The sequence below is a fragment of the Rathayibacter sp. AY2B7 genome (genome assembly GCF_002931635.1).
Lineage (GTDB): Bacteria > Actinomycetota > Actinomycetes > Actinomycetales > Microbacteriaceae > Rathayibacter.
In genome coordinates this window covers 26,405-39,515 of sequence record NZ_PSUC01000002.1, presented here as the reverse complement: position 1 = coordinate 39,515, position 13,111 = coordinate 26,405, and the positions used below count along the sequence as shown (strand labels likewise).

Sequence of the window (13,111 nt, the reverse complement as noted above, 5' to 3'; positions counted from 1 at the left end):
GGTACCGCCTATCGGTGTGGTCAGTGCGCCAGGAAGCCGGCGAGGGTGGAGACGGGGTCGCCGCCGGTGACGAGAGCCTCGCCCACGAGGACGACGTCGGCTCCGGAGCCGCGGTAGTGCGCGACGTCGTCGGCGGTGAGGACGGCCGATTCGGCCACCTTCACCGCATCGTCGGGGAAGCGCTCGGAGAGGCGGCCGAAGAGGTCGCGGTCGAGCTGGAAGGTGGAGAGGTCGCGGGCGTTCACGCCGATGAGCCGCGCGCCGAGGTCGGCGGCCCGCTCGAGCTCGTCGGCCGAGTGCGTCTCGACGAGCGGGGTCATCCCCAGCTCGAGGACGAGGGCGTGCAGCTCGGCGAGCAGGGGCTGCTCGAGCGCGGCGACGATGAGGAGGACCAGGTCGGCTCCGGCCGCACGGGCCTCGAGGACCTGGTACGGCTCGGCGACGAAGTCCTTGCGCAGGACGGGGATCGACACGCGCTCGCGCACCGCCTCGAGGTCCGCCAGGGACCCCTTGAAGCGGCGCTCCTCGGTGAGGACGCTGATCGCGCTCGCTCCCCCGAGCTCGTACTGCCCGGCCAGCTCGGCGGGGACGGGGATGTCGGCGAGGGCTCCGCGCGACGGACTGGCGCGCTTCACCTCGGCGATGATCCTGACGCGCTCGGCGGGGGCCAGTGCGGCCAGCGCGTCGAGGGCGGGCGCCTGGGCGAGCGCGCGGCGCTCGACGGCTTCGAGCGGGGCGCTCTCGCGGCGCCGGGCCGCGTCGGCCAGGGCGCCGGCGGTGAGGTCGGCGAGCACCTAGGCGCGCGCCTTCGGGTTCGCCTTCGCGCCGTTGACGCCGTAGCCCGCCTTGGCCATGCCCATGCCCACGAGCAGACCCACCACGACCAGGCCGGCCGAGAGCCAGACCACCAGGGGCACGTCGAACCAGAACGCGATCGTGCCGATCGTGAATCCGACCAGCATGATGACGACGGCCGTCCACGCTGCGGGCGAGTGGCCGTGGTTGTCGTCGTCGTGCTCGGTGCTCATGGGTCTCCTCCTGGGGGTGCATCGGGACCAGAGCAGTCTAGCGTGAGGCGCCTGAGCGCCCGGCCCCGGACTCGCCTGCGCAGCCGCCTGCAGGAGGCGGGGATGCCGGACCGCCGGACACGACCGCGGCCGGTGTCAGCGGCCCGAGGTGGGGTCGTCGCCGCGCGAGAGCTCGTCCCACGAGACGACCGGGTCGATGTCGCCGTCGTCCGTCTGCACGGTCGACGCGCCGTGGCCGTAGCCGTCGGCGGGCTCGAAGCGGGACGCGCGCTTCCGCGCCGCTCCCGGCCAGCGGCGCGAGGTCGCGAGGACGCCGATCCCGAGCAGCGCCGTGAGAACGCCGCAGACCAGGGCGACGACGGGCCAGGCCGTCGCGGAGGACGAGGCCACGAGCGCCGCGACGGACTGCTCCCCCGCGATGGCGGTCGCCTCGGTGACCAGCGAGGCGCCGGCGCGCACGGGGTCGCCCAGTGCCGTCGCGGCCGCGAGCACCACCGAGGCGCCGAGGACGGCCTGGAGCAGACCGAGCACGATCCGGAAGACGGGGCCGGCGATGGCGAGGGCCGCGGCGAGGGCGAGGCCCGCGAGCGCCAGGGCGGAGAGCGCGGGCGCGGCGACGGTCCCGGCCACGTCGATCCGCTGGCCCTCCCCCTCGATCGCGGCCAGGGTCAGCGTGGACCAGGTCTGGGTGGAGGAGGTCAGCTCGAGCGCGGCGAGGAGCACGACCCCGAGGATCGCCGTGTACTTCAGCCGCCGTCCGCTCATGCTCACTCCACCGGGCCGAGGCCGGTGAACGGCACGAGGGGGTCGACGTCGAAGCAGGCGTGCTCGCCCGTGTGGCAGGCGGCGCCGATCTGCTCGACCTGGACCAGCAGGGTGTCGGCGTCGCAGTCGAGGGCGGCACCCCGCACGTACTGCGCGTGACCGGACGTGTCGCCCTTGCGCCAGTACTCCTGACGCGAGCGCGACCAGAAAGTGACACGGCCCTCGGTGAGGGTGCGCCGGAGAGCCTCGCGATCCATCCAGCCCATCATGAGCACCTCGCGGGTGTCGTGCTGCTGGATGATCGCGGGCAGGAGCCCGGTCGGATCGAAGGCGGCGCGGTCCAGGACGGCGTCGAGCTCGGCGGGGGTCATCGGATCTCGATCCCGGAGGCGGCGAGCGCGCGCTTGACGTCGCCGATCGTCAGCTCGCGGTTGTGGAAGACGGAGGCGGCGAGCACGGCGTCGGCCCCCGCGTCGACGGCCGGAGCGAAGTGCTCGACGGCGCCGGCGCCTCCGGAAGCGATGACCGGCACGGAGCTCAGCTCGCGCATCGCGGCGATCAGCTCGAGGTCGAAGCCCTGCTTGGTGCCGTCGGCGTCGATGGAGTTGACCAGCAGCTCCCCGGCGCCGCGCTCGACGGCCTCGGCCGCCCAGGCCAGGGCGTCGAGCTCGGTCTCGCGGCGTCCGCCGTGAGTGGTGACGACGAAGCCGGACGCCGTGGCGTCGCTCCGCTTGACGTCGAGCGAGAGCACGAGCACCTGCGCGCCGAAGACGTCGGCGATCTCGCCGAGGAGCTCGGGCCGGGCGATCGCGGCGGAGTTGACGCCCACCTTGTCGGCGCCGTGCGCGAGCAGTCGCGAGACGTCCTCGGCGCTGCGCACCCCTCCGCCGACCGTGAGCGGGATGAAGACCTGCTCGGCGGTCGCCCGCACCACGTCGTAGGTGGTCGAGCGGTCGTCGACCGTGGCGGTGACGTCGAGGAAGGTCAGCTCGTCGGCGCCCTGCTCGAAGTAGAGGCGGGCGAGCTCGACGGGGTCGCCCGCATCGCGCAGGTTCTGGAAGTTGACGCCCTTCACGACGCGGCCGGCGGCGACGTCGAGGCAGGGGATGACGCGGACGGCGAGACTCATCGGCTCCCCCTCTACAGGCGCGCGGCGTGGATGGAGGTGACCAGGATCGCGCGGGCGCCCAGGTCGTACAGGCGGTCCATCACCTGGTTCATGTCCGAGCGCGGCACCATCACGCGGACGGCCACCCACTCGGCGTCGTGCAGCGGCGAGACCGTCGGGGACTCGAAGCCCGGGGCGATCGCCGTGGCGCTCTCCAGGAGCGCGACGGGGCAGTCGTAGTCGAGCAGCACGTACTCGCGGGCGACCAGCACGCCCTGCAGGCGGCGCAGCAGCACCGGGATGCCCTCGGGCTCCCCCGCGGCGGAGACCAGGACGGCGGTCGAGTCCAGGATGACCGGGCCGAAGATCTCGAGGCCGGCCTTGCGGAGCGTGGTGCCGGTCTCGACGACATCGGCGATGACGTCGGCGACGCCGAGCTGGATCGCGGACTCGACCGCGCCGTCGAGGCGGATCAGCGTCACCTCGACTCCGTGCTCCCGGAGGAAGCGGCCCACGAGGCCCGGGTAGCTGGTCGCCACGCGGAGGCCGTCGATCTGCGCGAGCTCGTCGTAGCGGCCGGCGGGCCCGGCGAAGCGGAAGGTGGAGTTCGCGAAGCCGAGGCTCGCGATCTCCCGCGCCTCGGAGCCGGAGTCGATCAGGAGGTCGCGGCCGGTGACCCCGACGTCGAGAGCGCCGGAGCCGACGTAGGTGGCGATGTCGCGCGGGCGCAGGTAGAAGAACTCGACCCCGTTGCGCTCGTCGACGACGTGCAGCTCTTTCGGGTCGCGGCGGCCGGTGTAGCCGGCCTCCGCGAGCATCTGACCGGCGGTCTCCGAGAGGGAGCCCTTGTTGGGGACGGCGACGCGCAGGAGCGCCGGGGCGGGGGTGGTGGTCACGGGACGTCCTTCATGACTCGACGGCTGTTCAGGGGGCGGCACGGCTCCTCGGGGAGCGTGCGGGCGCGACGGCGCGGAGCGGAGGCGCACCCCGGCGAGCGGGGCGGGGCTCACAGATGCCGGTAGACGTCGGCCGTCGTCAGTCCCTTGGCGAGCATGAGCACCTGCAGGTGGTAGAGCAGCTGCGAGATCTCCTCGGCGGTGCGCTCGTCGCCCTCGTACTCGGCGGCCATCCACACCTCGGCGGCCTCCTCGACGATCTTCTTGCCGATGAAGTGCACGCCGGCGTCGAGCTCGCGGACGGTGCCCGAACCCTCGGGACGGGCGGCGGCCTTCTCGCCCAGCTCAGCGAAGAGGTCGTCGAAAGTTTTCACCGGGGAAGTCTATACGGCGGCCGGGCGCGGGCCGCCTCAGTGCCGGTGCAGGTGAGCGGTCGCCGTCTCGCGCAGCGACGCGATCGCGGCCTCCGGGTCGTCCGCGCCGAAGACCGCGGAGCCCGCGACGAAGGTGTCGGCTCCCGCCTCCGCTGCGATCTCGATCGTGCCGGGAGCGATCCCGCCGTCGACCTGGAGCCAGACGTCGAGCCCGGTGCGGTCCACCACGTTCCGGAGGGTGCGCAGCTTGGGCATCGTCTCCTCCATGAAGGACTGGCCCCCGAAGCCGGGCTCGACCGTCATCACGAGGACCTGGTCGAACTCGGGCAGGAGGTCGAGGTAGTCGTCCACCATCGTGCCCGGCTTGAGCGCGATCCCCGCCCGCGAGCCGATCTCGCGCAGGCGCCGCGCGAGGGCCACGGCGTCGCGCGCGGCCTCGGCGTGGAAGGTCACGGAGTAGGCGCCGGTCTCGGCGTAGTCCGGGGCCCAGCGGTCCGGGTCCTCGATCATCAGGTGCAGGTCGAGCGGCCGGGGCGAGACGTCCTGGAGGCGCTGAACCATGGTCAGCCCGAAGGTGAGGTTCGGCACGAAGTGGTTGTCCATCACGTCGACGTGCACGAGGTCGGCTCCGGCGATGCGCTGCAGCTCGGCCTCGAAGTTCACGAAGTCGGCGGAGAGGATGCTGGGGTTGATCCGTGCGGGCATGCCTCCAGCCTAGATCGGAGCGTCCTCCGCGTCCGCCCGGCCGAGCACGCTCCCGCTCCGGAGGGGTCAGGCGTTCCCGGACGCCGCCTCGAGGGGCCGGCGGCGGAGGAGCTGCACGAACATGGCGTCGGTGCCGTGCCGGTGCGGCCAGAGCTGCACGTGGAGGGGGCCGTCCGGCAGCGGGAGCGGGTCCGCCGTCACCGCGCGCAGCACGGCCGGCGTGTCGACGAGCTCGAGCTCGTGCCGCTCCTGCGCGAGGGCGAGCACGCGCCGGGTCTCGCCGAGGTGCGGCGAGCAGGTCACATAGGCCAGCAGCCCGTCGGGAGCGAGAGCCCGGACCGCGGAGTCGAGCAGCTCGCCCTGGAGTGCGGCCAACGGCTCCACGTCGGCCGCGGACTTGCGCCAGCGCGCCTCGGGCCGACGCCGCAGCGCACCGAGACCGGTGCACGGCGCGTCGAGGAGGATGCGGTCGAACGATCCCGGCTGCTCGTCGCCCAGTTCGCGCCCGTCGCCGGTGCGCACCTCGACCGACGGATCGACGGCGGCCAGCGCCTGCCGCACCAGGCCCGCGCGGCCCGCGACCACCTCGTTGGCGAGCAGCGCCGCCCCGCCTGCGCGCGCCTCCGCCGCGAGCAGCGCCGCCTTGCCGCCGGGTCCCGCGCACAGGTCGAGCCAGCGCTCGCCCGGGTGCACCGGCCGTGCCCGGGAGAGCGCCAGAGCGGCGAGCTGGGAGCCCTCGTCCTGCACGCGCACGCGGCCCTCGTGCACCGCGGGGAACGCCTCCGGGTCGCCGCCGGTGCTGGTCATGCCGACCGGCGAGAACCGGTCGGATTCGGCGTCGGCGATCTCGCCGGGAGACGCCAGGCCCGGCAGAGCCACCAGGTTCACCCGCGGAGCCGCGTTGTCGGCGGCGAGCAGCGCGTCGAGCTCGTCGGCCGCCCCCTCCGCCGCCAGCGCCCGTCGCAGGGCGCGCACGATCCACACGGGGTGGGAGCTCAGCGCGGCGATCCGGTCGTCGCCGGAGACCGCGGCCGCGGAGACCCGCTCGCGCCACTCGCCGGCGCTCGAGCGCGAGACCGCGCGCAGCACGGCGTTGGCGAAGGCCACCGCTCCCCGCGAGGAGCCGGCCGCGACGAGCGCGACGCTCTCGTTCACCGCGGCGTGCGGGGCCACGCGGGTCGCGAGCAGCTGGTGCACGCCCAGGCGCAACGCGTCGAGCACCGGCGCATCGATGCTCTCGACGGACCGGCCGGCCGCGAGGGCGATCACGCGGTCGTAGTAGCCGGACATCCGCAGGGTGCCGTAGCAGAGCTCGGTGGCCAGTCCCGCGTCGGCGGGCGAGAGGCCGGCGGCGCTGATCCGCGCGGGCAGGACCAGGTTGGCGTAGGCGTCCGACCCGCTCACCGCGAGCAGGACGTCGTAGGCGACCCGGCGGGCGGGAGCGGCCTCGCGACGGGCGCTCACGCGAGCACCGTGCTCTCGCGCAGGCCGCGGGCCCAGTCGGCGCCGGCCATCGGGGTCCTGCCGGCGGGCTGGACGGTGACCAGCTCCACCGCTCCGTCCGCGGTGCCGACGAGGGCGCGCCCCGCGTCGAGGCGGACGACGCCGGGAGCGAGGTCCCCCTCGGCCGCGCGGACCGCGAGCACCTTGAGGCGCGCGTCCCCCACCGCGGTCGAGGCTCCGGGCTCGGGAGTCGTTCCGCGCACGAGCGCGAGGACCCGCGCGGTCGGGAGGCTCCAGTCGATCCGGCCGTCGGCGGCGTCGAGCTTGGGAGCGGGGGTCGCCTCTCCGGCCTGCGGAGTCGCGACGGCCGTGCCCTCCTCCAGCGCGTCGACCACGCCGAGGGTGAGGCCGGCGCCACTCCCGGCCAGCTCCGTCAGCAGCTCGCCCGCGGTGCGCTCCCCCGCGTCGACGGCGAGCTCGGCGTACACGTCACCGGCGTCGAGCTCGGCGACCAGCTGGAAGACGCTCGCGCCGATCCGCGTGTCGCCCGCCATCAGCGCCCGCTGGACGGGAGCCGCCCCGCGCCAGCGCGGCAGCAGGGAGAAGTGCAGGTTGATCCAGCCCAGGCGCGGCACCGCCAGCAGGCGCTGCCGGACGAGGCCGCCGTAGGCCACGATCACGCCGAGGTCGGGGGCGAGGCCCGCGATCCGGTCGGTCACGTCCTCGTCGAGGCGATTCGCCCGGATCACCGGGATCCCCAGCTCCTCGGCCACGACGGCGACCGGCGAGGGGGTGAGCACGCGCTTGCGGCCCACCGGGGCGTCCTCCCGGGTGACCACGGCGACGACCTCGTGCGCGGAGGCGGCGAGGTCGCGGAGGGTCGGAACGGCGGCGGCGGGCGTGCCGGCGAAGACGAGGCGCACGGGGGTCTCCTGGGGAGTCAGAGGATGTCGGGGTCGTCGAGACGGACCCGGAGCCGGGGGGCCGGCCGGAAGCGGCCGGGCGTGGTCGGCGGGCGACGACGGCGCGTGGCGTTGCGGATCACGGCGGAGCGGAGGCGCGCGGCCACATCCGCACCGCGAGCGTAGTCGAACCGGACGATCGCCCGGACGGAGCCGTCCTCGAGCCCGACAGGACCGAGGACCTCGTGCCGGTCGTCCTCGTCGAGCGCGTCGAGCGCCTCCTCCACCGCGTGCGCGTCGCCGCTCACCGTGGCCAGGCGCACCGCGGGCGGGAAGCGCAGAGCGCGCCGCTCCTGGAGCTCGGCCCGGAGGTACTCGGCCTGCCGCCAGGTCGCCAGGGCGGTCGCGAGCCGGCCGCCGACCCCGACCAGGAGGACCGGCGCGCCCGGGCGGGCCAGCGCCGCGGCGTTCGACCAGGTGCGGAGCGCGTCGTCGGCGACCCGCAGGCTCTCGCGGGCCAGCATCCGCTCGCCGTCCAGCAGCAGGACGGCGTGGTAGCCGCCGTCGGCCCGCGGCTCCGCCCCGCGCGTGGCCACGACGAGCGCGGGCTCGTCGGGGAGGGTGAGCACGGGGCGCTGCCCGTCGGCGACGATCACCTTGGCACCCGGGAAGGCGCGTCCGAGCTCCTCCGCGGTGCGGCCCGCGCCGAGGGAGACGAGGCGCAGAGCCGTCGCCTCGCAGACGGAGCAGGTCCAGTCGGCCGCGATCAGGCCGCACCAGCCGCAGCTCGGCCGCCCGCCCTCGGAGTGCACGCCGAGCGGACCCTGGCAGCGGTTGCAGCGTGCGACGGTCCGGCAGCGGGCGCAGGCGACCACCGGCGCGTAGCCGGGGCGCGCGACCTGGACCAGCACGGGACCGGAGTCGAGGGCCTTCCGCGCCTCCCGCCAGGCGGAGGAGGGGATGCGCGCTGCCGCGTCGTGCTCGTCGGCCGCCCACTGCTGGGCGGTCGGCACGACGTGCGGGCGGCGGCTCGGCCGCGGCTCCACCTCGGTCGCGAAGCCGATCTCGACGAGCCGCTCGACCTCGACCGTGCGCGTGTTGCCGAGCAGGACGAGGCCGGCGCCGCTCTGCTCCTGCCGCACCAGGGCGACGTCGCGGGCGTGCGCGTAGGGCGCGAGCGGCTCGGCGAAGAGCGGATCGCCGTCGTCCCAGAGCGCGATCAGGCCGAGGGCGGAGGAGGGCGCGTAGAGGACGGAGCGGTTGCCGACGACGACCCGCGGCCCGGGATCGAGGCAGCGGACGAAGGCGGAGTAGCGCTCGGCCCCCTTCTGCCGCGCATCGAGGCGCACCACCGCCTCCGCGGGGACGAGGTCGGCGAGAGCGAGCTCCAACTGCTCCTGGTCGCGGTAGTCGGGGACGGCCAGGATCGCGTCGCGGCCCGCGGCGAGCGTGTCCCGGGCGAGCTCGGCGAGCGTGACGGCCCAGCCGCCGACCCACGCGCCCGAGTCGAGCCTCACCGGAGCCGGCACGGCGCCGACCGCCAGCCGGGCCCCCTCGAAGAGTCCCGCGAAGGAGGCACCGGAGTAGCCCGTCACGCCGCGCGCCTCGACCGCGGGCGCCGCAGGAGCGGGACCCGCGGCGAGTCGCGCCTTCTCGACGCGGACGTGGCGGCGCGGCACGGCCAGGCGCAGCACGTCACTCGCGCCTCCGGAGGCGCGGTCGGCCACTCGGCGGGCGAGGGCCCAGACCTCCGGGGTCAGCACGACGAGCGGCGAGACCAGCTCCTCGATGCCGCTGAGCGCTCCGGCGTGCTCGGTCCCCTCCCCCGTCTCGACGACGAACGCGTCGGCGATCCGGCCTCCGGTCCGCAACGGCACCCGCACGCGCACGCCGGGGACCACCTCGCCGCGCAGCGCCTCCGGCACCGCGTAGTCCAGGAGCCGGTCGAGCTGCGGGAGGGGCGAGTCCAGGAGCACGCGCGCGACGGCTCCGCTCGTCGCCATCGCCGCCGCGCCCGCTACGAGAGGCCCGCGGCGGAGCGCAGGTCGTCGACCCGGTCGAGGCGCTCCCAGGTGAAGTCGGGGAGCTCCCGGCCGAAGTGGCCGTAGGCCGCGGTCTGCGCGTAGATCGGGCGGAGCAGGTCGAGTGCGTGGATGATCGCGGCCGGGCGCAGGTCGAAGACCGAGCGGATCGCCTCGGTGATCGTCTCGTCGGAGACGGTGCCGGTGCCGAAGGTCTCGACGTAGAGGCCGACCGGGGCCGCCTTGCCGATGGCGTAGGCGACCTGCACCTCCAGCCGCGAGGCGAGCCCCGCGGCGACCGCGTTCTTGGCGACCCACCGCATGGCGTAGGCGGCCGAGCGGTCCACCTTCGACGGGTCCTTGCCCGAGAACGCGCCGCCGCCGTGGCGGGACGCTCCGCCGTAGGTGTCGACGATGATCTTGCGGCCGGTGAGCCCGGCGTCGCCCTGAGGGCCGCCGATCTCGAAGCGGCCGGTCGGGTTGATCAGCAGGCGCACGGCGGAGGAGTCGAGGTCGACCGTCTCGAGCACGGGGCGGATGACGTGCGCCGCGATGTCCGCGTGGATCCTCTCGGTGCTGACGTGCTCGGCGTGCTGGGTGGACAGGACGACGGTGTCGATGGTGGACGGCGTGGTGCCGTCGTAGCCGATGGTGACCTGGGTCTTGCCGTCGGGCCGGAGGTAGTCGAGCTCGCCCGACTTGCGGACGGCGGCCAGGCGCTCGGCGAGGCGGTGCGAGAGCCAGCTCGGCAGCGGCATGTACTCGGGGGTCTCGTCGGTCGCGAAACCGAACATCAGGCCCTGGTCGCCCGCGCCCTGGCGGTCGAAGGCGTCCTCGCCCGCCTCGGAGGAGCGGACCTCGAGCGCCGTGTCGACGCCCGCTGCGATCTCGGGCGACTGCTGGCCGATCGAGACCGAGACGCCGCAGGAGCGGCCGTCGAAGCCCTTCTCCGAGGAGTCGTAGCCGATCTCGACGATCGTGTCGCGCACGATCTTGGGGATCTCGACGTAGCCGCTCGTGGAGACCTCGCCCGCGACGTGCACGAGTCCCGTCGTGACCAGCGTCTCGACGGCGACCCGGCTGTGCGGGTCCTCGCGGAGCAGGGCGTCGAGGATGCGGTCCGAGATCTGGTCGCAGATCTTGTCCGGGTGGCCCTCGGTGACGGACTCGGAGGTGAACAGGCGGAGGGGACCGGAGGTCATGCTTCTCTTCTCGTCCCGGCTCGTGCGGACCGGGGTCGTTCGTACCGGGAGTGGCCTGGCGGGCGCGATGCCGGGCGGCAGGCGATCGGCGCCTGGGCGGGCGGACCGGCGGGGCTAGCGCACGACCGCGTCGAGGACGCGATCGGCCACCTCCGCCTTGCTGCCCGAGGCCTCGCCAACTATATCGCCGGCCCGATCGAGGACCACGACGGCGTTGCTGTCGCTCTGGAAGCCCTCGGCCCAGCCCACCCTGTTGAGGACGAGCAGGTCGCAGCCCTTGCGGGCGATCTTGGCGCGGCCGAGCGCGAGCATCGCGTCCCGGTCCGGCTCGGTCTCCGCGGCGAAGCCGACGACGATCTGCCCCTCCCGCCGGGAGGCGGAGATCTCGGCGAGGACGTCCGGGTTCTTGACGAGCTCGAGGACGAGACGGTCGCCCTGCTGCTCCTTCTTGATCTTCGCGTCGGCGACCGCGGCGGGCCGGTAGTCGGCGACGGCCGCGGCCATGATCACGACGTCCGCGCCGGGGGCCGCGGCGAGGGCGGCCTCGCGCAGCTCGAGGGCGGTGCCCACCGGGAGGACCGTGACGCCCTCCGGCGCCGGCACGTCGAGGTTCGCGGCGAGGAGGGTGACCTCCGCGCCCCGGGCCGCAGCGGCCAGCGCGAGCGCGACGCCCTGCCTGCCGCTGGAGCGGTTGCCGACGAAGCGCACCGGGTCGAGGGGCTCGCGGGTGCCGCCGGCGGTCACGAGGACGCGCACGCCCGCGAGGTCGCGGCGGGCGGAGGCGGAGCGGGCGTGGACGGCGAGGGCCTCCGCGACGATCGTCTCGGGCTCCTCCATGCGGCCGGGGCCCGAGTCGGCGCCGGTGAGGCGGCCGACCGCGGGGCCGACGACGTGCACGCCGCGGGAGCGGAGCACCGCCGTGTTCGCGACGGTGGCGGCGTTCGCCCACATCTCGGTGTGCATCGCGGGGGCGACCACGAGCGGGGCGGTGCTCGCGAGCACCGTGTTGCCGAGCAGGTCGTCGGCGAGGCCGGCAGCGAGCTTGGCGAGCGTGTGCGCCGTCGCGGGCGCGATCACGATGAGGTCGGCGGCCTGGCCGATGGCCACGTGCCGGACCTCGGCGACGCCCTCGTAGAGCTCGGTGTGCACCGGGTTCCGCGAGATGGCCTCGAGGGTGGGCTTCCCGACGAAGCGCAGCGCGGCCTCGGTCGCGACGACGTGCACGTCGTGCTCCGCGAGGACCAGCGCGCGGACGACTCCGACGGCCTTGTACGCGGCGATGCCGCCGGTGATGCCGACGACGACGTTGAGCCGTCGACCGGCCTCGAGAGAGGAGCCCACCCGGAGGGGACTACTCGGCGAGGGGCTTGGCGACGAGCTTGTCCTCGTTGATCTCGTGCAGTGCGACCGAGAGGGGCTTGTCGTCGATCGTGGAGTCGACCAGCGGGCCGACGTTGTCGAACAGGCTGCCCTCGTGGAGGTCGGCGTAGTAGTCGTTGATCTGGCGGGCGCGCTTGGAGGCGAAGATCACCAGCGCGTACTTGGAGTCGACCTTCGAGAGGAGCTCGTCGATGGGCGGGTCGATGATGCCGAGGTTGTTGGCCATGGGTGTCTCCTTGCAGGCGCATCAGCGCCGATCTGCGGCTCCGGAGCAACACGGCGCGCGGGCTCCGAGGGGCGTGTGCCCGGTGGGACCCGGGGCGTCGGCCCGGAGGTGGTCGGTGGCCCGGTGTCAGCGGCCCGGGTCAGCGGGCGCACCGTCGGCACGAGGCGACATCAATTCTACGACCTCGCGGGCCGCTTCGGGCACGGTGCTGTTGACGACGGCGAAATCGAACTCGTCCTGCGCGGCCAACTCCACCTTCGCGGTGGCCAGACGGCGCTCCTGCTCCTCCGCGCTCTCGGTGCCGCGGCCGACCAGGCGGCGGACCAGCTCGTCCCAGCTCGGCGGCAGGAGGAAGACCAGCCGCGCATCCGGCATCCGCTCGCGCACCTGGCGGGCACCCTGGATGTCGATCTCGAGCATCACCTGCCGGCCCTGCTCCAGCGCGGCGTCGATGGGGCCGCGGGGCGTGCCGTAGCGGTGAGCGTTGTGGACGACGGCGTACTCGAGGAACTCCCCCGCCGCGACCATCCGGTCGAACTCGGCGTCGTCGACGAAGTAGTAGCTGACGCCGTCCACCTCGCCCGGACGCGGGGCCCGGGTGGTGGCCGAGACCGAGAGCAGGACGTCCGGGTAGTTCTCGCGGATGTAGGTCGACACGGTGCCCTTGCCGACCGCGGTCGGACCGGCGAGGACGAGCAGGCGGTTGCGGCCGGGGCGGCGCTGCCGCGACTCCCGCTCCTCGAGGAACGACGCCAGGCCCTCGACCTGGCGCCGGCCGAGGCCGCCGAGGCGCTTCGACTCGGCGATCCGCAGCTGGTCCATCACCCGGGGCGTCTTGACCACGCCGAGCGCGGGCACGGCGCGGAGCAGCTCGCTGACGCGCATCCGCCCCTCGACTCCGAGAGGCTCGGCCTGGGCCGCCGCGAGCACGGCGGTCGCGGGGCGGCGTCCGGCGGCGACGGCCTTCTTGACGGCGGCGCGGGCACGGCGCGCCGCGATCGCGGCCTCGGAGGCGGCGCGCCGGTCGACCTCGGGCGGCGAGGGACGGCGCACGGCCTCCG

The 13,111-nt window shown here is 74.6% G+C and carries 15 protein-coding genes; all 15 read right to left on the bottom strand.

Annotated elements, in window-relative coordinates; translation table 11 throughout:
* Positions 1-20: 20 nt before the first annotated feature.
* A complete protein-coding gene (gene trpC / locus C5C27_RS00685) occupies positions 21-794 on the bottom strand; it encodes an indole-3-glycerol phosphate synthase TrpC (protein ID WP_104221862.1) in 774 nt (257 codons plus the stop codon).
* Positions 795-1,028, bottom strand: coding sequence for a DUF6704 family protein (locus C5C27_RS00680; protein ID WP_104221860.1), 234 nt, complete (start codon positions 1,026-1,028; stop codon positions 795-797).
* Positions 1,029-1,163: 135 nt separating this feature from the next.
* On the bottom strand, positions 1,164-1,793 hold the full coding sequence (locus C5C27_RS00675) for a Trp biosynthesis-associated membrane protein (RefSeq protein WP_104313190.1): 630 nt from the start codon (positions 1,791-1,793) through the stop codon (positions 1,164-1,166).
* 2 nt (positions 1,794-1,795) lie between these two features.
* Positions 1,796-2,164 carry a phosphoribosyl-AMP cyclohydrolase gene (hisI, locus tag C5C27_RS00670; RefSeq protein WP_104237502.1) on the bottom strand — a complete coding sequence of 123 codons (369 nt, stop codon included), beginning with the start codon at positions 2,162-2,164 and terminating at the stop codon, positions 1,796-1,798.
* Positions 2,161-2,922: an imidazole glycerol phosphate synthase subunit HisF gene (gene hisF / locus C5C27_RS00665; protein WP_104221853.1), complete on the bottom strand. Its 762-nt coding sequence runs from the start codon at positions 2,920-2,922 to the stop codon at positions 2,161-2,163. Before hisF ends, hisI begins: the two co-directional genes overlap by 4 nt.
* Before the next feature lie 11 nt (positions 2,923-2,933).
* Positions 2,934-3,797 (bottom strand): ATP phosphoribosyltransferase, encoded by an 864-nt coding sequence (gene hisG, locus C5C27_RS00660; RefSeq protein ID WP_104221851.1) that lies wholly within the window; start codon positions 3,795-3,797, stop codon positions 2,934-2,936.
* Positions 3,798-3,907: 110 nt separating this feature from the next.
* Positions 3,908-4,171, bottom strand: coding sequence for a phosphoribosyl-ATP diphosphatase (locus C5C27_RS00655; RefSeq protein ID WP_055791842.1), 264 nt, complete (start codon positions 4,169-4,171; stop codon positions 3,908-3,910).
* Between the two features lie 36 nt (positions 4,172-4,207).
* A complete protein-coding gene (rpe, locus tag C5C27_RS00650) occupies positions 4,208-4,876 on the bottom strand; it encodes a ribulose-phosphate 3-epimerase (protein WP_104313188.1) in 669 nt (222 codons plus the stop codon).
* Positions 4,877-4,942: 66 nt separating this feature from the next.
* Positions 4,943-6,340 (bottom strand): RsmB/NOP family class I SAM-dependent RNA methyltransferase, encoded by a 1,398-nt coding sequence (locus C5C27_RS00645; protein ID WP_258066460.1) that lies wholly within the window; start codon positions 6,338-6,340, stop codon positions 4,943-4,945.
* The gene (locus tag C5C27_RS18460) at positions 6,337-7,242 is read right to left on the bottom strand and encodes a methionyl-tRNA formyltransferase (RefSeq protein ID WP_258066458.1); all 906 of its coding nucleotides are present in this window, start codon (positions 7,240-7,242) and stop codon (positions 6,337-6,339) included. The genes C5C27_RS00645 and C5C27_RS18460 overlap by 4 nt, the downstream gene beginning before the upstream one ends.
* Before the next feature lie 17 nt (positions 7,243-7,259).
* The gene (locus C5C27_RS00635; RefSeq protein WP_104313184.1) at positions 7,260-9,224 is read right to left on the bottom strand and encodes a hypothetical protein; all 1,965 of its coding nucleotides are present in this window, start codon (positions 9,222-9,224) and stop codon (positions 7,260-7,262) included.
* Between the two features lie 14 nt (positions 9,225-9,238).
* Positions 9,239-10,444, bottom strand: coding sequence for a methionine adenosyltransferase (metK, locus tag C5C27_RS00630; RefSeq protein WP_104237506.1), 1,206 nt, complete (start codon positions 10,442-10,444; stop codon positions 9,239-9,241).
* A gap of 114 nt (positions 10,445-10,558) precedes the next feature.
* Positions 10,559-11,785, bottom strand: a complete 1,227-nt coding sequence (coaBC, locus tag C5C27_RS00625) for a bifunctional phosphopantothenoylcysteine decarboxylase/phosphopantothenate--cysteine ligase CoaBC (protein ID WP_104237507.1) — start codon at positions 11,783-11,785, stop codon at positions 10,559-10,561.
* Between the two features lie 10 nt (positions 11,786-11,795).
* Positions 11,796-12,050, bottom strand: a complete 255-nt coding sequence (rpoZ, locus tag C5C27_RS00620; protein ID WP_104221835.1) for a DNA-directed RNA polymerase subunit omega — start codon at positions 12,048-12,050, stop codon at positions 11,796-11,798.
* Positions 12,051-12,176: 126 nt separating this feature from the next.
* On the bottom strand, positions 12,177-13,103 hold the full coding sequence (gene gmk, locus C5C27_RS00615) for a guanylate kinase (RefSeq protein WP_104354723.1): 927 nt from the start codon (positions 13,101-13,103) through the stop codon (positions 12,177-12,179).
* Positions 13,104-13,111 lie beyond the last annotated feature (8 nt).

Bases quoted from the DNA above. Each gene is read 5' to 3' on its own strand.
- metK (WP_104237506.1), bottom strand. From the start codon at position 10,444: ATGACCTCCGGTCCCCTCCGCCTGTTCACCTCCGAGTCCGTCACCGAG.
- C5C27_RS00635 (WP_104313184.1), bottom strand. From the start codon at position 9,224: ATGGCGACGAGCGGAGCCGTCGCGCGCGTGCTCCTGGACTCGCCCCTC.
- C5C27_RS00680 (WP_104221860.1), bottom strand. From the start codon at position 1,028: ATGAGCACCGAGCACGACGACGACAACCACGGCCACTCGCCCGCAGCG.
- rpoZ (WP_104221835.1), bottom strand. From the start codon at position 12,050: ATGGCCAACAACCTCGGCATCATCGACCCGCCCATCGACGAGCTCCTC.
- hisI (WP_104237502.1), bottom strand. From the start codon at position 2,164: ATGACCCCCGCCGAGCTCGACGCCGTCCTGGACCGCGCCGCCTTCGAT.
- hisF (WP_104221853.1), bottom strand. From the start codon at position 2,922: ATGAGTCTCGCCGTCCGCGTCATCCCCTGCCTCGACGTCGCCGCCGGC.
- C5C27_RS00675 (WP_104313190.1), bottom strand. From the start codon at position 1,793: ATGAGCGGACGGCGGCTGAAGTACACGGCGATCCTCGGGGTCGTGCTC.
- rpe (WP_104313188.1), bottom strand. From the start codon at position 4,876: ATGCCCGCACGGATCAACCCCAGCATCCTCTCCGCCGACTTCGTGAAC.